The 20,348-nt window shown below is 36.3% G+C and carries 18 protein-coding genes; 11 read left to right on the top strand and 7 right to left on the bottom strand.

Features of this window, described 5'->3' with window-relative positions:
* Positions 1 to 5: 5 nt before the first annotated feature.
* Genes pxpB through ACZZZI_RS15895 form a run of 5 tightly spaced genes read left to right on the top strand, consistent with a single transcriptional unit; the run spans position 6 to position 4,638 of the window.
* Positions 6 to 737 carry a 5-oxoprolinase subunit PxpB gene (pxpB, locus tag ACZZZI_RS15875; protein WP_344766003.1) on the top strand — a complete coding sequence of 244 codons (732 nt, stop codon included), beginning with the start codon at positions 6 to 8 and terminating at the stop codon, positions 735 to 737.
* On the top strand, positions 734 to 1,729 hold the full coding sequence (locus tag ACZZZI_RS15880) for a 5-oxoprolinase subunit C family protein (protein WP_463489970.1): 996 nt from the start codon (positions 734 to 736) through the stop codon (positions 1,727 to 1,729). Before pxpB ends, ACZZZI_RS15880 begins: the two co-directional genes overlap by 4 nt.
* Positions 1,729 to 2,484 carry a LamB/YcsF family protein gene (locus tag ACZZZI_RS15885; protein ID WP_463489971.1) on the top strand — a complete coding sequence of 252 codons (756 nt, stop codon included), beginning with the start codon at positions 1,729 to 1,731 and terminating at the stop codon, positions 2,482 to 2,484. The genes ACZZZI_RS15880 and ACZZZI_RS15885 overlap by 1 nt, the downstream gene beginning before the upstream one ends.
* 8 nt (positions 2,485 to 2,492) lie before the next feature.
* Entirely contained in the window at positions 2,493 to 3,677 is a 1,185-nt protein-coding gene (locus ACZZZI_RS15890; RefSeq protein WP_463489972.1) for an NRAMP family divalent metal transporter, read from the top strand.
* A gap of 37 nt (positions 3,678 to 3,714) precedes the next feature.
* Positions 3,715 to 4,638 (top strand): Nif3-like dinuclear metal center hexameric protein, encoded by a 924-nt coding sequence (locus ACZZZI_RS15895; protein WP_463489973.1) that lies wholly within the window; start codon positions 3,715 to 3,717, stop codon positions 4,636 to 4,638.
* 1 nt (position 4,639) lies between these two features.
* Here the strand turns inward: ACZZZI_RS15895 and ACZZZI_RS15900 are convergent, their stop codons facing one another.
* Together ACZZZI_RS15900 and bla are read right to left on the bottom strand one after the other, a co-directional pair.
* Positions 4,640 to 6,475, bottom strand: a complete 1,836-nt coding sequence (locus ACZZZI_RS15900; protein ID WP_316760839.1) for an ABC transporter ATP-binding protein — start codon at positions 6,473 to 6,475, stop codon at positions 4,640 to 4,642.
* A gap of 84 nt (positions 6,476 to 6,559) precedes the next feature.
* Complete coding sequence (bla, locus tag ACZZZI_RS15905; protein WP_463489974.1) at positions 6,560 to 7,435, bottom strand: subclass B3 metallo-beta-lactamase; 876 nt, start codon at positions 7,433 to 7,435, stop codon at positions 6,560 to 6,562.
* A gap of 240 nt (positions 7,436 to 7,675) precedes the next feature.
* Between bla and ACZZZI_RS15910 the strand changes: the two genes are divergently transcribed.
* Positions 7,676 to 7,990, top strand: coding sequence for a hypothetical protein (locus ACZZZI_RS15910; protein WP_316760833.1), 315 nt, complete (start codon positions 7,676 to 7,678; stop codon positions 7,988 to 7,990).
* A complete protein-coding gene (locus ACZZZI_RS15915) occupies positions 7,983 to 8,657 on the top strand; it encodes a competence protein CoiA family protein (RefSeq protein ID WP_463489975.1) in 675 nt (224 codons plus the stop codon). The genes ACZZZI_RS15910 and ACZZZI_RS15915 overlap by 8 nt, the downstream gene beginning before the upstream one ends.
* A gap of 2 nt (positions 8,658 to 8,659) precedes the next feature.
* Here the strand turns inward: ACZZZI_RS15915 and ACZZZI_RS15920 are convergent, their stop codons facing one another.
* A complete protein-coding gene (locus ACZZZI_RS15920) occupies positions 8,660 to 9,379 on the bottom strand; it encodes a DUF481 domain-containing protein (protein ID WP_344765997.1) in 720 nt (239 codons plus the stop codon).
* Positions 9,380 to 9,514: 135 nt separating this feature from the next.
* Here ACZZZI_RS15920 and ACZZZI_RS15925 point away from each other — a divergent pair, with 135 nt between their 5' ends.
* Both ACZZZI_RS15925 and ACZZZI_RS15930 read left to right on the top strand, forming a co-directional pair.
* Positions 9,515 to 10,519: an LLM class flavin-dependent oxidoreductase gene (locus ACZZZI_RS15925; protein WP_316760823.1), complete on the top strand. Its 1,005-nt coding sequence runs from the start codon at positions 9,515 to 9,517 to the stop codon at positions 10,517 to 10,519.
* 69 nt (positions 10,520 to 10,588) lie between these two features.
* Positions 10,589 to 12,121, top strand: a complete 1,533-nt coding sequence (locus ACZZZI_RS15930) for a SulP family inorganic anion transporter (RefSeq protein WP_463489976.1) — start codon at positions 10,589 to 10,591, stop codon at positions 12,119 to 12,121.
* 208 nt (positions 12,122 to 12,329) lie between these two features.
* Here ACZZZI_RS15930 and ACZZZI_RS15935 read toward each other — a convergent pair whose 3' ends face one another.
* Complete coding sequence (locus tag ACZZZI_RS15935; RefSeq protein WP_463488483.1) at positions 12,330 to 13,313, bottom strand: ISAon1 family transposase; 984 nt, start codon at positions 13,311 to 13,313, stop codon at positions 12,330 to 12,332.
* On the bottom strand, positions 13,288 to 13,650 hold the full coding sequence (locus tag ACZZZI_RS15940; protein ID WP_463488484.1) for an ISAon1 family transposase N-terminal region protein: 363 nt from the start codon (positions 13,648 to 13,650) through the stop codon (positions 13,288 to 13,290). The genes ACZZZI_RS15935 and ACZZZI_RS15940 overlap by 26 nt, the downstream gene beginning before the upstream one ends.
* A 145-nt stretch (positions 13,651 to 13,795) precedes the next feature.
* On the opposite strand from ACZZZI_RS15940, the gene ACZZZI_RS15945 reads away from it, so the two are divergent.
* Complete coding sequence (locus ACZZZI_RS15945; protein ID WP_463489977.1) at positions 13,796 to 14,173, top strand: hypothetical protein; 378 nt, start codon at positions 13,796 to 13,798, stop codon at positions 14,171 to 14,173.
* Here the strand turns inward: ACZZZI_RS15945 and ACZZZI_RS15950 are convergent.
* Together ACZZZI_RS15950 and ACZZZI_RS15955 are read right to left on the bottom strand one after the other, a co-directional pair.
* Positions 14,160 to 14,360, bottom strand: coding sequence for a hypothetical protein (locus ACZZZI_RS15950; RefSeq protein WP_316760815.1), 201 nt, complete (start codon positions 14,358 to 14,360; stop codon positions 14,160 to 14,162). The two genes, ACZZZI_RS15945 and ACZZZI_RS15950, sit on opposite strands and share 14 nt — an antisense overlap.
* Positions 14,361 to 14,456: 96 nt before the next feature.
* Positions 14,457 to 14,819, bottom strand: a complete 363-nt coding sequence (locus ACZZZI_RS15955) for a response regulator transcription factor (RefSeq protein WP_316760812.1) — start codon at positions 14,817 to 14,819, stop codon at positions 14,457 to 14,459.
* Between the two features lie 387 nt (positions 14,820 to 15,206).
* Here ACZZZI_RS15955 and ACZZZI_RS15960 point away from each other — a divergent pair, with 387 nt between their 5' ends.
* Complete coding sequence (locus ACZZZI_RS15960; RefSeq protein ID WP_463489978.1) at positions 15,207 to 20,321, top strand: hypothetical protein; 5,115 nt, start codon at positions 15,207 to 15,209, stop codon at positions 20,319 to 20,321.
* Positions 20,322 to 20,348: the final 27 nt, after the last annotated feature.

The raw sequence follows: 20,348 nt of genomic DNA on the forward strand, positions 1-20,348 counted from the left end.
TTTATATGACTAAAACTTTTATTTCTGATTCTCCAATGCGTATTTACGCTTTAAGCGAAAAATCAGTTACAATAGAATTTGGAGATACAATAAGTAAGGATTTATCTGATACAATAGCAGCTTTTAACGAGGTAATTCTAAGGAATCCCTTTTCGGGACTAAATTCAACTGTTCCAGGCTATTGTACTTTAAGCATTTTTTACGATCCAGTTTTAGTTAATGCTTCTGCACTCTCGGGCGAAACCTGTTTCGAAAAAGTATCTGCGTATGTAAATCTCCTTAGCCTAAAAGAAAAGAATGATGCCACCTTTTTAAGTGATCATGTTATTATTCCAGTTTGTTATGATGAGCAATTTGGTCCAGATATTTCGGAGGTTGCTAATATCAATAATTTGAGCAAAGCAGAAGTTATTCAATTGCATACTGCTGTTGAGTACAGGGTATTTATGATTGGCTTTGTGCCAGGTTTTGCTTATTTAGGCGGGATGGATGAAAGATTATCTACTCCAAGAAAGCAATTTCCGAATCCTAGAATTGCACCAGGTTCTGTTGGTATAGCAGGCGGGCAAACTGGAATCTATCCAATGGAAACGCCAGGCGGTTGGCAAATTATAGGGCGAACGCCAATTAAAATGTTTGATGCCGCAAGAGAAATTCCATCTTTTTTAAAAGCAGGCGATCAGGTTGTATTTAAATCGATTAGTGCCAAAGCGTTTAATGATTTAGTTGAAGTATGAGGATCAGTATCATTAAGCCAGGAATATTCAGTACCATTCAGGATTTAGGCAGAAACAATTTTTTAGATCAAGCTGTGCCAGTTTCTGGTGCAATGGATAGTCTTGCTCATAGAATTGCTAATCGAGCCATTGGAAACAACGATAATGCCGCAACTATTGAATTTACATACGCTGATGCAAGTTTTAAAGCAGAAACTGATATCTTGATTTCGTATAGCGGAAAAGGAGCATACCTGAATTTTAATGGACAAATTGTACCAGATGATAGACCCTTGTTTTTTCCTGAAGGTTCGGTAATTAAGTTAACGCCTAATATAAATGGTGTTCGTACCTATTTAGCAATTTCGGGGGGATGGGATGTATTAAACTTAATGGGAAGTAAAAGCACTTATGTGCCAGCAAAATTAGGCGGGTTTAATGGTCGTGTTTTACAAAAGGGCGATGTATTGGAAAATAAGAATGAAGTAAATACGGTAGCCGAAACGATTCTTAAACAACTATCAGGCAAAGGCTATTCATATACCAGATGGAGCATTGCTACAACTGAATTAATCCCTGCGGATTTGAAAACCATAAGAGTTGTTCCAGCAAATGAGTTTGGATGGTTTGATGTAGATTCAATTCTCACATTTTTGTCTAATCCATACACTATTGGCATAAAAAGTAATCGAATGGGGTATCAGCTGGTTGGTAAATCTTTGAAACGAAAAATAAAGAAAGAACTTTTAAGCACAGCCGTAAGCCCAGGAATCATTCAGGTTACGGGAAGTGGCGAACTTATAATTTTAATGGCCGACTGCCAAACTACTGGCGGATATCCTCGAATTGCCAGAATCGCAGATGTAGATTTATCACTTTGTGCGCAATTAAAGCCAGGCGATGTAATAAATTTTACGGAAATTTCTGCAGATGAGGCTGAACGTTTGTATTTTGAACGGGAAAGTGAATTATCAATAATTACCGATTCTATAAATTTTAAATATTTAATCTGATGAAAAGTATAGATATTAACTGCGACATGGGAGAGGCATTTGGAAATTATTCAATGCCCAATGATATCGTTTTGATGGATTATATCTCATCAGTAAATATAGCCTGTGGTTTTCATGCTGGCGATGCACAGGTTATGCAGGATACTGTAGCGCTGGCCTTGCAAAAAGGTTTGGCTATTGGCGCACACCCTGGATTTCAGGATTTACAAGGTTTTGGACGACGGGAAATGAAAATATCTGCTAGGGAAGCTTACCAGATCACACTTTATCAAATTGGAGCCTTAAATGGTTTTGTTAAGGCTGTGGGTGCAAAATTACATCATGTTAAAGCGCACGGCGCACTTTATAACATGGCAGCAAAAGATATAGAGCTTGCTAAAGCCATTGTACAAGCGGTTTACGATTTTGATGCTAATCTAATTTTATATGGATTGGCTGGAAGTAAGATGATTGAAGCAGCGGAAAGATCAGGACTTGCTACCGCTTCTGAAGTTTTTGCCGATAGAAGTTACCAGGATGATGGATCATTAACGCCAAGAACGCAGCCCGGGGCAATGATTGAAGACGAAAAACAATCTGTACAACAGGTTTTAAGATTTGCTGAACATCAAGAAGTCGTTTCAATGAACAACAAAATAATCGCAGTAAATGCAGAAACACTTTGTTTACATGGCGATGGTAAACATGCTATAGAGTTTGCTAAAACAATAAGGGAAGCGTTTAAATCGAAAGGAATTGCTGTAAAAGCACCATAACTAATCAAATGAAGAAAAAATATAATTGGAGTATTCTTTTAGGTGCGGCTTTTTTAATGGCTTCTTCGGCTATTGGTCCTGGTTTTTTAACGCAGACGGCTGTTTTTACCGAACAACTGGGGGCAAGTTTCGCCTTTGTAATTCTACTTTCGATTATTTTGGATGCTGTAGCTCAGTTAAATATCTGGAGGATTATTGCTGTTGCCGATAAACCTGCACAAGATATTGCCAATCAGGTATTCCCTGGTTTGGGTTACTTTATATCTTTTTTAGTTTTTTTAGGTGGTTTAGCATTTAATATCGGAAATATTGCGGGCGCTGGACTTGGCTTAAATGTACTCTTCGGAATTAGTGTAAGTCATGGCGCTATAATTAGTGCCATTATTGCAATCGGCATTTTTATTTATAAAGAGGCAGGCAAAGCGATGGACGTTTTTGCAAAAACCATGGGTTTGATTAAGATTTTACTTGCTCTGTTTATTGCCTGGGTAAGCGAACCACCGTTAGCAGAAGCTGCAATAAGAGCTGTAAATCCGACGCAATTTAGCTTTACCGCGGTGTTAACAATCGTAGGCGGAACAGTTGGTGGTTATATTACCTTTTCAGGGGCACATCGCTTACTTGATGCCAGACAAACTGGTATAGAAAACCTGAGTGCTGTAAATAAGGGTGCGCTAAGCGCTATTGGTTTGGCGTCACTAATGCGCTTGCTCTTGTTTATTGCCGCTTTAGGCGTAGTAAGCACAGGTGTAAAGCTCGATCCATCAAATCCTGCGGCGTCAGTTTTTAAATTAGCAAGTGGCGAATTTGGATATAAAATATTTGGAGTTGTTATTTGGGCTGCTGGTATTTCATCAGTTGTGGGTTCTGCTTATACATCGGTTTCATTTATTAAAAGTTTTCACCCTGTGATATTGAAATTTAACCGAGAAATAATTATAACCTTTATTTCAATCTCCTGCATAATATTTATCCTTATTGGCAAACCTGTTTCTATATTATTAACTGTAGGGGCAATTAATGGGTTTATTTTGCCAATTGCTTTAGGAATTATGCTTGTTGCAGCGTATCGTTCTAAAATTGTTTCGAATTATAAACAACCGTTATTGTTAACCATAACAGGTTTGGCCGTTGTAATTACCATGGTATGGATGAGTTACGGCACAATTGTACAGATGATTACTGGTAAATAAAAATTAACTTTAGGTTCAAACCAAATTAAACTGATTTATGAAAAACGGAGAAAATGTATCCAATGTTCAGAGAAGAAAATTTCTAAGTAATTTAACTATTGCAACTGGTTCTGCAGTGCTGGTTTCTTCTCCATTCTCTTCCATAGCATCTCTATTTGTAGAAGAATCTCGTCAAATAACCGTAGGAGAGATCATGAATTCGTTTATAAGTGAGGTTCCGAATGGTGCAATTCCGAACACGGTTGATACATTAAAATCGGGCAATGCAGATATTGTAGTTACTGGTGTGGTTACTTGTATGTTTGCTACAATCGAAGTTATTCGCAAAACAATTGCTTTAGGTGCAAACTTTATAATAGCCCACGAGCCAACTTTTTATAATCATCAGGATGCAACAAAATGGCTTGAAAATGATGAGGTTTTTAAATATAAATCGGAATTACTAAAAAAACATAATATTGCTGTTTGGCGAAATCATGATTACATTCATAGTGTTCATCCAGATGGTGTTAGAAAAGGTTTGGTTGAACGCTTAAGCTGGGGTAAATATGGTAATCCTGATCAGAATATGTACAACTTTACATCTGCATTAAGTTTAAAGGAACTTATTTATGATTTAAAGACGAAACTGGAAATTCCTTCGCTTCGTTATATTGGAGATTTAAAGGCCTCTTGCAGCAAAATTTTACTTATGCCAGGTGCTGCGGGCGGACAAAGACAAATTGAGGCCATAATTAAAAATAAACCCGATGTTTTAGTTACTGGCGAAATTTCTGAATGGGAAACCGCAGAATATGTTCGGGATGCAAGAGCAAAAGGCGAAAATATTTGTTTAATTGTGCTTGGGCATGTTGCAAGCGAAGAAGATGGAGCTACATATATGCTCAATTGGCTTAAAAATAAGTTCCCATCCGTTAAAGCAAATTTTATTAAAACTGGTGCTTCACTTTCGATGATGTAACTTACTGATAGCCAGCGGCCTGAAGTTTAAATAGTTCTGCGTATCTTCCATCTGCTTTAAGTAATTCTGCATGAGTGCCAGATTCTAGAAGTGTTCCCTTATCTAAAACTAAAATCCGATCGGCAAGGCGAGCAGTAGAAAATCTGTGGGAAATTAATACCGCCGATTTTCCTTTTGTTAATTCTGCAAAGCGTTGAAACACTTCATATTCCGCACGGGCATCTAAAGCTGCGGTTGGTTCATCGAGTATTAAAACCTGTGCATCTTTCATGTAGGCTCTTGCAAGTGCAACTTTTTGCCATTCTCCACCCGAAAGTTCTACGCCATCGTTAAACTTTCTACCTAACCATTGTTGATAAGCACCTGGAAGTTTCAACGCTAATTGATCGGCAAGACTTTCTTCAGCTGCCTTTTTAACCAATGCTTCGTTATCTATTTCTTTTATGTTTCCTACGGCTATATTTTGGTGAAAGGTCATTTGATAACGAATGTAATCTTGAAAAATAATACCGAGGTTGTGCCTTAAATCATCTAAATCATAAGTTTTTAAATCCTTTCCATCTAATAAAATCCGACCCTCGGTAGGATCGTATAAACGAGCCAAAAGCTTTACCAAAGTTGTTTTGCCAGCACCATTTTCGCCTACCAACGCTAGTTTTTCTCCTGGTTTTAGTTCGAAGCTCAGGTTTCTGTTTGCCCATCTTTCTGTATTATGATATTGAAAACCTACATTTTCGAAAATAAAGCCAGTTTTTATAGGATTTGGAAAAGGTAAAGCATTTTCTGGTTTGGTGATTTTTGGTTTAATCTCGAAAAATTCGATAAAATCATTCAGATAAATGGCACCTTGCGATACCATGGTAAATCTTGCCAACATGGTTTCCATTAAACCGCTAAGCTGGCGAAATGAACCTGCAAGGAAAGTTAAACTTCCAACGGTAGTTTTACCCTGAACAGTATTGTAAATAATAAAACCATAAGCGGCGTAATAACCCATTGTGCCGAGCACAGAAAAGAAAGTTCCCCAGGCCGAACGACGAACAGCCAATTTGCTATTATCAGCATAAAACTTATCTGATAAGGTTTTAAACCTTCCAATTATAAAATCGGCTAGGCCAAATATCTTAACCTCTTTAGCTGTTTCATCACTGGCACCTAAATACCTAACGTAATCCAATTCCCGTCTCTCTGGAGTTTGGCTTCTCGAAAGCGCATAATTTTTACTGTTGAAATAGGATTCGCCTAGAAAAGAAGGAATTATAGCAAGAAGCAAGAGTAATATTAACCAAGGATTAAAAGCGATTAGTGCAGTTAAAAGAAATGCCATTGATATAAAATCCTGCACCTGGCTCATCACCTGCGAAAGTAAGACCGTTCTTCCAATGGTTTGTTGTCTGGCTCGTTCTAATTTATCGTAAAATACAGAATCCTCAAACTGATCTAAATCCAAAGTTGCGGCATGTTTCATAATACGCATGGAAGTGTAGTTAGAAAACAAATCGCCTAACAGGCTGTCCGTTAGGTTTATCATTCGGTTCAATCCATCTGTTAGTATAGCTAAAGCGAATTCCAAAGCAACTAATTCCCACAGCTTTTGAATATCTCCGCCAGCAGCATTGCTGTTTAAGGCTACAACCTGATCTATAATTAACTTGCCGACATATAGCAAGGCAACAGGCATTGCAGATCGAAGAATTCTTAAAGCAAAGCTGATGGAAGTTTTACTGGGGCTGCTTTGCCAAACCAGTTTAAAAAAATTGGGTAAATTCTTCAGCGACGATAAACGATCTCTGAATGATATGTTTTCTATTGGAATTGTATTTCTGCCTTTTGCCATTAATGTTTATAGGATCAAGCAAATCTAAAGTTATTCCTGATTTTGACTAACAGCGCTATGTAAAATCATGTAATAAGAGTGAAGCTATTTTTGTTTAATCTTCTTCGAAAAATCTGCCGAGAGTTTATTCAATGCTTCATCATATCCTTTTCTATCTACAAATGCCTCAGGATTGTAAGCTGCGTTTTCCTGGTGTTTTTTGTGAAGATCGAACTGACTGGCATGTGAAGAAAGCCAAATATCAAATGATAAACTCTTCATTTTTTGAAGGGTACTTCTGTAGTCTTCTTCAATTTTAGGGTAGGCAGGTATTTCTGAGAATTTTTTATCAGTTACAATACTTGGCATATTGGCTATTAATACTTTATAAGCTTTGTTCTTATCTTTTACTTCAAATATATAACTGCAAGAACCTTTCGTATGTCCAGGGTGATGAAGCATATTAAGCTTCATGTTTCCTAAAGAAATTAGATCACCATCACTTAATAGTCTATTTGTTTTAACTGGTTTGTAGCTAGGTTCTTTTCCGCCCAATGCATAATCAGAACTTCCACCATCTATAGCAACAGTTACATCCTCCTTATCCATCATTACGCTGGCATGAGTTAGCTGTTGGAAATCGGCCATTGCCCCTAAATGATCGTAATGGGCCTGAGTAGTTAGTAAGATTTTAATATCGCTAACCTTAAAGCCCAATTGCTTTATGTTATTGATAATTATAGCGTAGGAGTTGGCTAAGCCTGTATTAATTAATATATTGCCTTTGTCGGTTGTTATTAGGTAACAAGCTAAATCGTAAGTGCCAACGTAATAAAGGTTGCCCGCAATGCGAAAAGGCTTGTAAGGTTTCGACCATTCTGCAGGTGTATCCTTAGGTTCGATTACTTTTTGAGCAAATAATTGGAAATTTAAAAGAGATAAACCAATCAATATTAAGGCTGTTTTTTGTATATTTCTCATAAAAACTAATTAGGGCTAAGATAATATATTAAGGCGATAACTAATAAAAGGTAAACCTGTAGGCAGACTTATTTTACTCTTTAAATTTTATTTTGCTTACTAACAGTGGCTTATCCATAAGCGTGTAAAATTCTTTCGTTAATATTTGTTTACTAAAAATATTAGTATAGTTTTGCCGTAGTTTCAACAAGAATTGATATCATTTGTGTTGTTGATTAAGAATTAATTTGAAGATATTTTATGACAGTTACCGTATTAGCAATTACAGAAACTGATTTTGTTCCTGATGTTTCATTAGCTAGAATAATGAATGAACGTTTGAAACAGGCTGCTGCAGAATTACAGGATATTCATTTACAATCTATGTTGTCTGTTGGTCAACGTAAAGATGATTTGGTGGTTTATATAAGCTACAATCCAAAATATACGATCAGATTTAGGGTGGTTAACGATGTGCCAGAAGAGGTAGAAAACTTTGTTGCATACACTTGTGGTAACCTTGGCTATATAAAATGGAAAACTAATGTGGTGAACGTTTTTAAAGGGAATGAATAGTGAAATACAAAATATTGATAACCTTAAAGAACCCGCTTTAAACTTAGCGCCACTTTGGCTACCCGAAAAATATTATAAAGAAAGTCCGTGGCACCGAAATTGGAAAAAAGCCTTTCCCGAAAGTTTTCGTGAAAAAAGCTTTTGTTGTGAAATAACTGGCGAATTACATCGTGCAGATGTATTTACCCCATGCGGTACCGCAATCGAGTTTCAAAACTCGCCAATAACTTTAGTTGAAATGCAGAGTAGGGAGGCGTTTTATCCGAAGTTAGTTTGGATATTGAATGGAAAAAAGTTCAAAGGTTTCCGTTTGTTAAAAAACCTTCCTCATCCAGATCATCCTAAACTTGTAGACTACGAATTTTGCAATACCGATCATTTGTCAATGATTCGCAAGGCTGATGTTTTAAATCCGCTAATCACACCTAAGGTTTTAAACTTTTATCATCCTGAAATCAAGGATTTACAGATTACCTCAAACTTTTATCACTTTTGCTGGAAACAGCCCCATACTGTTTGGTTTGCTGCTAAAGCACCAATTATTGTCGATTTGGGTGGCCATTTTCTTTACAGAATGCGAATTAGAAAACAGTTGTCTGGCGATTATCCATATTTGGAAATGATTAGCCGAAAACAATTTATTGAAGAATATTTGTGTTTTGGGTAGTGCTAAAAATATTTATCAATACTTAAACCATAGGTTAAATTAAGGTTTTCACGTTGTGTAATATTTAGTTTGTTGTAATTTAAAGCAGTTGTTAGGCTAATCCATTTTCTAATTTTCAAACCTACAGTTGTAGAAGAACGGATAATGTAATCACCTTTTCTTGAATAAGAATTTTGTAAGAAATGACTGCCATCTAAGCTTACAATGTTTTTGATTAAAAAATGAAATTGCAGTCTGAGCGAATTTCTTATCGTGTTGTAATCTTCAAGTTCAACTAAGCTACTTTGATCAAAAAGAACACCGTTACTTACATTAATATAAGTATTGGTTTTATCTACAAAATTGTAGGCTATTCCTCCTCCAGCTAAAAGTTGATTTTTAATTTTTAAAGAATAACTGGTGTTGTAATTTACGAGCCCCCAATAATAAAAATGAGGGAAGGTTTTATACAAATTGAAATTCATGGTAGTCGAGAAATCATTATTACTTAAGGCTTTATTTTGTTTCCCATACAGCCAAGTTGTACTGCTATTTAATACGATACTTTTCTTTTTTATCCCAAGGTTGATGTTGTTATTTAGTAAATAAGCAGTTTCATTATTGGTTTTATTTATTGAGCCTGTAGAACTTGCATTAATGTGGTAGTTCGTAGAATCGCTAAACTGAGCTTTAGCGATTAAGCCCGAAATGGAAAAAAACATCGATAGTAAAAATATTTTCATACGTTTTTAACAGATTTAACTCCTGAGATGTTTGAACGATTCTGAAGTGTTTTCTGAAGGTCATTTGTAGAAAGATAAACCTTAGTTGGTTTTATAAAAGATATTTTTGTTCGTCAGATTAAAAATCCTGAAGATATGAATAACAATTCGCTTAAAAATATACCATACTCCGTTCTCGACCTTGCAACCGTTTTAGATGGCTATACTGCTGCCGATACTTTCAAAACGAGTTTAGAAATTGCTCAACAATCTGAAGAATTAGGTTATACTCGTTATTGGTTTGCAGAGCATCATAATATGGCTGGTGTTGCCAGTTCTGCAACTGCAATACTTATTGGTTTTATAGCTGGTGGCACAAAGAAAATTCGTGTAGGTTCTGGTGGAATAATGCTGCCCAATCATGCACCGCTAATTGTTGCCGAACAATTTGGAACTTTAGCCTCGCTTTATCCTAATCGTATCGATTTAGGTTTAGGTAGAGCGCCTGGAACTGATCAGGTTACAGCTATGGCTATTAGAGGTGAGAATTTTAACGCGGCACATAATTTTCCAAGGGATGTAGATCAGTTGCATCAATTATTTTCGGCAGATAATTATGGTGCAAAAGTACGTGCCATTCCTGGAGAGGGATTGGATATTCCAATCTGGATTTTAGGTTCTAGTACCGATAGCGCCAGACTTGCTGCAGAAAAAGGTTTGCCCTATGCTTTTGCCAGTCACTTTGCTCCTGCTTATTTTGAGCAGGCCATTACAATTTACCGAAACAACTTTAAGCCTTCTAAATTTTTAAAAGAGCCTTATGTTATGGCTTGTGTAAATGTTGTTGCCGCAGATACCGATGATGAAGCAGAAGTATTGTCTAGCTCAGTAAAAAGGATGTTTTTAGGCGTAATAACTGGAAGAAGAGAAATGCTAAAACCACCTGTTCAAAATATCAATGCACACTGGGATCAGCTCGAGAAAGAAGCGGTAGAACAAATGCTGTATTATTCTTTTATTGGCGGTTCGGAAACGATAAAAGAAAATTTAGAGGCTTTTGTTGCAAAATATGGCGTAAATGAAATTATGAGCACTTCTCATATCTACGACCATAAGGCCAAATTGCATTCGAATAAGATTTTTGCAGGTTTATTTAGCTAAGATTAATAACGCACACTGGTAAATTATTTGAAAGCTCAAGATAAATTTTAAACTACCTTTGTGCGAAATATGAAATCGTACCTAAACTTATTCGACTTTAAACAAAAAGTTAACTATAAAAACGAAATACTTGCTGGACTAACGGTGGCAATGACGATGATGCCAGAGTCTTTGTCGTTTGCTATTCTGGCAGGTTTTCCGCCTTTGGTAGGTTTATATGCTGCATTTATTATGGGTTTAATTACCTCGATTTTTGGTGGCAGACCAGGCCTAATTTCGGGCGGGGCGGGAGCAACCGTAATCGTTTTAATTGCCTTAATGAAATCGAATGGTATTGAATATGTATTTGCGGCCATCGTTTTAGCGGGTGTAATTCAAATAATAGTTGGCCTTTTTAAATTAGGGAAATTTATAAGGCTGGTTCCTCAACCCGTTATGTATGGTTTTGTTAACGGCTTGGCTGTAGTGATTTTCATGGCTCAGCTCGAACAATTTAAAACAGTAGTAAACGGTCAACTGGTTTGGCTTTCGGGTAATGCACTTTATCTAATGGTGGGTTTGGTTTTACTAACCATATCAATTGTTGCTTTTTTACCAAAAATAACTAAAGTAATTCCACCTTCATTAGTTGCAATTATGGTTGTGTTCTTACTTGTTTTGGGTTTAAATATTGATACCAAAACGGTTAAAGATATTGCTTCAGTAAGTGGTGGTTTTCCGCCATTTCATATTCCTAAAATTCCTTTTGAACTAGAGACTTTAAAAATTATTTCCCCTTATGCGCTTATAATGGCAGGAGTGGGATTAACAGAGGGTTTACTAACACTTAATCTTGTTGATGAAATTACTGCAACAAAAGGAAATAGCAATCGGGAATGTATAGCGCAGGGAACAGCAAATATTGCCAATGGTTTCTTTTTTGGAATGGGAGGTTGCCCTATGATTGCACAAACCTTGGTAAATCTATCTGCGGGAGCGAGAGCTCGCTTATCGGGAATTATTGCCTCTTTAACTATTCTTTTAATTATTCTCTTTGGAGCGCCTATAATTGAACGTGTTCCGATGGCGGCATTAACTGGCGTTATGATTATGGTTGCCGTTGGTACCTTCGAATGGATCAGCTTTAAAATTATTAATAAAATGCCGAAACAGGATATCGTTATCGGGGTTTTAGTTGCATTAATTACTATTTTTCTACATAATCTTGCGTTAGCAGTTTTAGTTGGTGTAATAATCTCTGCTTTGGTATTTGCCTGGGAAAGCGCAAAACGAATCAGAGCGAAAAAATATATTGATGAAAATGGTGTAAAGCATTACGAAATTTTTGGGCCTTTATTTTTTGCTTCTGTTTCTGCCTTTAACGAAAAATTTACTGTAGAACAAGATCCAGAGCTTGTGGTTATAAATTTCTCAGAAAGCAGAGTTGCAGATATGAGTGGAATAGATGCCCTGAGTAAATTGACTATACGTTACGCAGAAGCTGGGAAGAAATTACATTTAAGAGGATTGAGTTCAGATTGCAGGACTTTGTTGAAAAATGCTGAAGCGGTTATTGAGGTTAATGTAATTGAAGACCCAAATTATGTTGTCTTATCTAAATGATAATATATTTTTTTTAAACAATAAAACCATCTGATATACTGTTTGTTATATAGTTGTAATGATTTAGTCAGTTCATAATTGAAGAATTGATTAAGTTTTAAGTAGCCCTTATTGCAGCGATGTAATTAAGGGCTTTCTTTTTTGATAATGAAACTGTAGATCTTCACAATACTTTTTCTGGATCAAGCAAAAAAGTTGGGGAGCAATTCTATGCATAAATTTTAGATAATCTGAATAGAAAGAATTTTACGTTTCTAACCCCTCGAAACTGTGCTCTAAAAGCCTTTATCTTTGCATTAAAGGATTCTGCGGAGGCATTGGTTGATCTGTTATCGAAGTAGTTTAGTATCGTTTCGTAGTTGTTCTGGATTGTTCTTGAAATTGTGTTAAACGATTTGAATCCAGCGGATTCTACTTGATTATACCAGATGGCCAGCTTTTTAAAAGCAATTATCCTGTCCTTGGATGTACTGAGTATAGTGGACAAACCCTGACTCAGTTTATAGGCCTGTTCAAGATCAGGATACAAGCCAAATAAAAGTTCTGCCCGATGTGATTGTGAAGGTGTCCAGTTGACCTCTCGCTTGAACAGTAAGTATCTACTTCTTGCGAGCAATTGTTTTACTGTATCACCATTTTCAAGTAATTCCGGCACCCATCGTTTTTTTACAGTCTTGGCCAGCTCCATTTCCTTATTTTCCTGTTCTATCGCCTCCCATCTATGTCTTATCCTTATTTCCTGGACGCCTTCGGTAGCCAGTTGCTGAACATGGAACCGGTCAGAGACCAGTTTGGACTGAGGAAAGCACCGTTTAACGATACGAGACATAGTTGGAGCAAGATCAAGAGTAACTTCTTTCACTTTTCTGCGCAAGCCTACCTTGATCTGAGATAGGACTTTGATCACCGATTCGCTTTCGGTTCCTTTAATAATTGCAACAAGGGCACCTTTTTTACCTTTTGCAGCCTTATTGGTCAAAACGGTATACAACTCTCCCTGCGACAGGCTGGTTTCATCTATGGAAAGATATTCACCCATATTTTCAGGAAATATAAGCCAGTCCTCAGCATGCTGCAGCTGATCCCAAACGGTAAATCCACTCAGATGGCTAGCATATTGTTCCTCAAGACGTTTGCCGTCAACACCAAAGAAATGACCTAGCGTTTTACAGCTTATTGGGCTTGAATCCAAATAGCTTTTCAAAAAAAAATGCAAACTCGGTAGTCATCTTGGTGCCATCGGCAACCAGGTTCCAATCCCTGAAAACAATCTTTTTTGTATTGAGATTTTGCCACTTGCGCCGCTTCACCTTCAAAAAACAAGGTTTTCCACGCAAAGGAAAATCACGAACGGTGATTTCATCGAAAAAGCCTTTAGAAATCAACTTCTCTCCTGAATACTCTTCGGGATGAATGTTTTTCTCTAAAAGATAAATATGGTAAGAGCCTTCAGAAAGTTCGAACTTATCAAGTTCGAAGTATTCAGTTAACCCTTCTGGTAGTATAAAAGATAATATTGAGCTGTCCAAAATAATAATGTTGAACAAAATTAAATAAACTTCTCAACTCCCCAACTTTTTTGCTTGATCCCTTTTTCTGCGCTTCTTTTATTTTAAAATAACCAAAACTTTAACTCTTTTTTTAGTGTTGAATTAATACATTAAATGTAAGATTATGGTGAAAAAGGATACTACAAAAATTAAAAACGAATTAATTATTTCAGGTTTACAAACGGCAGGAAAAGCAATTGGCTTACATACCAGTAAATCAAAAACAAAGAAAACTATTGAAAAAAATTTGAGCCTTGTAAATAGTTTAATGAGGGCTGGCTTTAGTCATAAAAATGATGCTACTTCAAGAGTGAAGAAGAATATAGAATTGGCGGGAATGGGCGCAATTGCATTTTATAATTTTTATAAGGGCATTAAGCAAAAAAGAAGGGCATACATCATTCAAGGTGCTTTTTTATCTACAGCATTAATAATGGTTATTTTAACCAGTAATAAAATTAAAAAGACTACCCCACAATTATCGAGCACTAATGCTGGTTAATTGAGAAATTTTGAGCGGCCGAGTTGTAAGATAAACTGAAATCATATCTACGGGTTTCGTAATCCATAGCTAAGGCGCTCAAGGTTTTTAACTCCTCAAAATCAGTAACTTTAGCTGATAGAGAAGAAAGCGTTGCGATACGGCGAATAATTTGTTTGTATTCCGTATCTGTTAAAATAGATTTCATATGAGGAGTAATTATGATTTGGTTGTTTCAAAAATCACTAATTGAACAATATTTACATTGAAAAAGTTTTGCACTAATGTTAATATATTTTAAAGACTAGTTTGGGACATACTTTTCTACACGTTTTGCAAAATCATTTAAATCAAAAGGTTTATTGATAAAATCTTCAGCTGTGCATTTAGATTTTACATGTGCTAAATTATTATTGGCAGACATCATCATAACTGGAATCGCATATGTTTTTACGTTTTGTTTCAGCTTTGCACAAATGTCTATTCCATTTCCATCGGGTAACATAATATCCAGTATAATCATGTCTGGCTTTTGATTTTCCATTTGGTGCCAAAAACTTTTGGTATCCCGACAGCTTTTAACTTCGTAAAGCTCTTCAGTTAATAAAAACTCAATTATCTCTCTAATACTTGGGTTATCTTCTACAACATAAATGCACTTTTTCATAAGCCTTGTTTTTGTGTATTAAATAGATAACCTGTTCGTTGTTAAGTTGTTTAATATAGTTATGAACAAAACTTAGGTTATTAACCTTTGTTAAAAAAGTTTCAGATTTATTGGGTTTTTTTCGGCTGGTTTTTTCCATTATACCGTAAAACAGGTATTTATACAACAAGAATTTTATTGCAGATTTACATAGTGTATATGTATGCTTACATAACAGGATCTTAAAGTTAGATTATTGAAAGGCTTTCTTCTGAAAGAGCCACTGGTGCGTATTATTCCTGTATTATTTGCTCTATCTTTTTTTACAGCTACACTTATTCGATTATAGTTTTTTTGCATTTCGTTTTTAATTTTTAATTGGCATTTATGCCGTAATTATCCCTTAAAATGGCCAAAACTATCTCCTTAAAAAGCCACTTGAATCTGGTTCACGATTTGATAATTCAATCAGAAGCTCATTCAGAAGAAATCAGTGTGCTGCTAAATCAACTAAAACAATCCGATGTTTCAGCAGTTAGTAGTCGCAATTTAAAAACGGAAACTTTAACTCAGATTACAGAAAATATCAACAGAAATCAACTTTTAAGCGAATTTTCGGCCCTTAAAGTACCAAAAGGAGATAACGATCAATTGGTTATTCGAAGAGAAACTCCTTTCTCATCTTTGAATAATATTACAAAGCTTTCTAGTTTAGTTTCAAATTCTAAGGCTTTATCTAGTTTAGGTGGGTTAACATCCATTGCTGGTGTTTCTAAAACTTTGGGGCCATTTATCGCGAATGATGGGCGATTAGTTTGGTATGATTTTCTTACATACGAAAAACTGATACCAATTTACTTAAATGGCGATTCAAAACCATTAATGCTCATTCCTTTAAAATTATCGAAAATTACCAGAGGAACTAACGGATATAGTTTGGCGAAAGGTAGCATCTGGATTCGTGCAGATCTATTCGCACCGAGTGCAGGTAATACAAAATATACAGGCTTTAAAGTGAATTCGGGTAAAGTGACCTTTTCTAAAGCAGTAAGCGTGCTTGCCGATTCTATAAAGCTCAGTGCCGAAATTACTTTTGCTTTAGAGTTAAATTTAGATAATACTTTTGCTCCAAAAGGTACCGATTTGTATGGCTCTGATTCAAGAGCATCGGATGTTAAACTACCGAACCTTTTAGTGCTGGCTTATGCGGTAAAAAAAATAACCATTAACCGAATTGACACTGCCAGTTGGAAATTATATGGTGATATCAGATCGTTTTCTTATACGAATAAACCTGCCACCTTTGAAGCTTCGCTTGATAAACTCCTCATTCAAATGCCATCGGATAGTGAAAGGTTTATTTCTTCTGATGTGAAATCTACTTTTTTTAAAATTAATGGCGAAGCTGAGATAAGATATTCGTGTTGGTCTCTTTCTTTAAATGAACTTGATATTACTAAACCATTTGCCATTCGAAACAATGGAGCCTTGACTTTATTTTTAAAGCCTGGCTTGCAATGTAGTTGGCAAGGTTTAGATAGCCGATTACCTGTCGCTTTAAATAGTCCGATTATATTTGCAGAACAAGGATTATTTCTAATTCATGAGTTAAAAGCCGATTTCAAAACTATTGAAGAAAACTACAAAATGTGGGATACCACTTTAGGATCAGGAATTAAAACTGATTTGAAATTATCCTTTAATCGAAAGAAAAAATTCGATTACACATGTTTGGAAGAAGGAGTGGAGGGCATTGTTGCATTAGCCGATATTCAGGTTGATGCTGATAAACCTTTGCAGGCAGACGGAACACCAGTTGCACCAAAGACTAGAGATAGCATATATGTTAAGTATGCATCTACCGCATTATCGCAGCTAATGGTTATAGATCAGGACATGCTTTACGAACAAAACATCGTAGCAGAAAATACCGAAAATTTGATATCGCCAGTTAAATTCAAGGAAATAAAAAAAGCTGATTTACGATATCGGTTTGCTTTAGAAAATGCTTATCTACTTTGTACGCCACCAGCAGGATTAATCTTAACGGGAAGTTGGAATACGGAAAACGTAATCAACAAGGGTAAACTAACAATTCTTTACGGTTTAACCGACTTGATTCCAACTTTACCGCATCCTTATACTACAGAAACTATACACCGTCCAAGTAGAGCCGTTGCAACTTTTCGCGATGCTGCAAGTTACAACCAAAGCATGGCTGGTTTACTTACTTCAACTTGCGATTGGGAGCAAAGTAATGCTGGTATGGCAGCGGTTAAAGTTGATTTTAAGTTAAATTATAACACCAATCTGGTTGCTCCTCCAATGATTCAACCTGCTGGCAAGGAATTGGAAAGCAGTAACAGTCAATTTGCGGTTGCAATGGTTTCAACTGAACATGCGGTGTACGACAGGATGAAAAATTCTGCCAGTTTGAGAACACCACACGTGTTTTCGTTACTGGATTTAAGTACAAATTACGATTTGCTAGGTATTTCGATGTCGTTTAATCAAATTAGATCGGTTTCTGCTGGTTATGCAAAAATTAAACAAGTTTCTGAACAGGTTGTAAATATTGAGAAAATGAATTTGCGATCGCCCATGGCAATGTTAAACGGCTTTACTCTGCCTCATATTACCTGGGAACCATTGATTAATTTAACTCCACCTGATGATAGTACATATCCTAAAATGGGCATCCTCGGTTACAGTGATCAAGGACCAGCAACCGTATTTACACAGCTTGATAATCATGTAATAGATATTGATCCCCTGAAATATATGACCCGTTTTCGGCGTAACCTTAAGCCAGATGATGTTGTGGCGGGAACTTATCCAACACCTTTAAATCCTTTAGAGAAAGATGGGGATTTAAGGAGTGCCATACTTTTTGGCTTACCAAATGGCAAATTTTCTATTGCTAATTTGGTGCCCTATAATACGCAGCAGGCAACGGTAAACAACAGGCATTTAGATTTTATTGTTCCCGAATTTGAACTCCAACAACTTAAATTAAAAGGTGGTTTGCAGTTTAGAATTGCTGCTAACAAGCCATTTGATTCCATGAGTCCTCCAGAAATGAGTGGCCTCACTGTACAGATGAAAAATTTAATTGGCGAATACAATGAGCCATTAACCCAAAGCATTTTGGGAGCAAGTGTACACACCATATTTTCAGGGAGATTTAGTGAGTCAGGAATTCAATCTGGAGGTGTTCCTTTAACGCATATCGATTTTTCGGGTTACGGAGCCAGTACCTTTAGTAACTGGTTGGCGCCATTGTCGAAATTTGCCACAATTGCTCAGGTTAAATTCGACGTAATGAGAGGCCGTCTATCTCATGAGATTGTGCAAGCGGTAAGTATGGTTTATCCATGGGGAATTTGCATGGTAAGAACAGTTACTTTTTACCGAAGAAATAATGCCATAATTTATAGAGAGGATAGCGGTTGGCAAGCTAAAAGTGATGGTATTTTTGATTTTTCGTTTGAGGCCAAGAAAAACCCACAAGGCAATGTAGGTTCGTTTGATAATCCATATTTCATTTACCCTGGCTTAGTTGGCGGTTTATATAATGTACACAATATCAAGGAAGTTTCTGGTGATATTATTTCGATTGATTACATGCCTCAGGCTGGTGAGTACTGGAAAGCTGATCCATCGAACTATGTGCATCAAGATGTTGCGGGTTCTTTAGTTCATGCGCAATTTATTGGGGTTACTTTTGATGCCGACGTACTGTTAGATGTAGAAGGAAAGGGAGATTATAGCAAATATAAAAGGCACACTGGAAAGCAATTTAAGGGCTATTTACAACTCGCACCAGAAGGTGTTCCTGTTCCTCAGCATGTTTTTAAAGAATTAATGATGCGTAGTCAGAATTCGGTGGGAGGGAATGTTGATTGCATTTTAAATCTTGGTGCCAGTGAGCAAGTAATTCAGGTTAACCGTGTTGATGTTTCTGCATCTTCCAGAGGAAATAATCAAAATAAATTTGCTTTTATTGCTGCAGCAAAGGGTTCAGTTCAGTTGCCTGCCGATGGAAGCTGGAGCGTTATAGAACTTGATAAAATTACTGGTAATGTAGTTCCTGTTGCAAATAAAGAAAGTGTACCTGTTATAAGAGACGGTTTACGCGATAGAAAAGAACCGTCATTTAGTATTCCGGGCCCTAAAAATATTTCGAAAATTAGTTTTCCTGAAGCTTTACTTAATGATAACGAATCCTTTTTTGCTAAAAGGTACGGTTTTGTACAAAACACAGGAACGCAAAAACTTCTATTAGCTGATCCAAGTTACGATACATTAAAAATTGGTCAACTTTTAACTGAAGCACCATTATTGGCAGATAGTTTTAGGTTGCTGAATAGTAAAGGCCCGTTTCCAAATATTGGTAATGCAATAAAAATAGAAGATGTTGCATCCGCAGTAACTAAAATACTTCCTGGTGGTTTATCAAAAGCAATTACTGGTTTTAAAGTGCCAGATAATTTTACCTTCGATGTTATTGGTTCTGAGGATTCCCCATTCAGAATGTATATTAAGTACAAAAGTGATCCAAAAACAGGACCAAGTTCGAATACGCTAGTAGATTATGTAACAGATTCTGAAGGCGCAATAGATAAATGGAAAAACGAGATGGGTAACATGAGTATTGTTGTCGATTTAGCTTCTTTCAAATCATTGATGACAATAAGTGGCGATTTTAAGGCTAAAGCATCCTTAAATCCTGGTTTTGAATCAGGAAGCGCACCACAACTTAAATTGGCTGAACCTTTAGAGAAAATATATCAGATTCTTGAATTTCTAGATAATCTGGATCCAACACAACCTGTTGAAGCGGTTAAAAAAGGATTGAAGATTGCAATGAGTAATGCTGCCGATAGCTGGGATTATAAATTCAAAGCATCAAAAGAAATTCCTTTTGTAAAATTCCCTTTTGATCCGGTTAATTACAATTCGCCAACTACACCTCTAAAACTTGATGCTTCCTTTAAAATCGGTTGTTATTTCAATCAGCCAATAAAAATACCTAAAACTATAGATCAGGTTATGCCTTCGGCTGGTGCGTTTTTAGAATTAGGGGCAGATTTAAGAGTTATGTGTGTTTCGCTCGCGGCAGCAACAATTTATGCAACTGGCAGGGCTGAAGTTGGTTTAGCCGCCGATTTAAAGAGCCCGCCCACCTTGTATTTTAAATTTGGTTTTGGAGTAGAGCTCTGTGTTGGCCTTCCTGTAATAGGCAGCGTAGCGGTAATGTACATGGTTGGTGTGGATATGTCGCTAAATACCAAAGAATTGGTTGTTGGAGCGTTTATTTATTTCCGTGGTCGTGCAGAAATATTTGGTGGTATTGTAACCATTACCATTCAAATTGAAGCAGCGGGTAAAATTCAGAAACAATTAAATGGTGGACCAACAAGCTGTATTGCCATGTGTACTTTTGCTCTAGATATCAGTATTTTCTGGGTTATCGATATCAACTTTACCGAAACATGGGAAGAAACCCGTCAAATTGCTTAATAACAAATCTCATTGCTTAATTCTTAA

The sequence above is a fragment of the Pedobacter sp. AC190 genome (genome assembly GCF_979258025.1).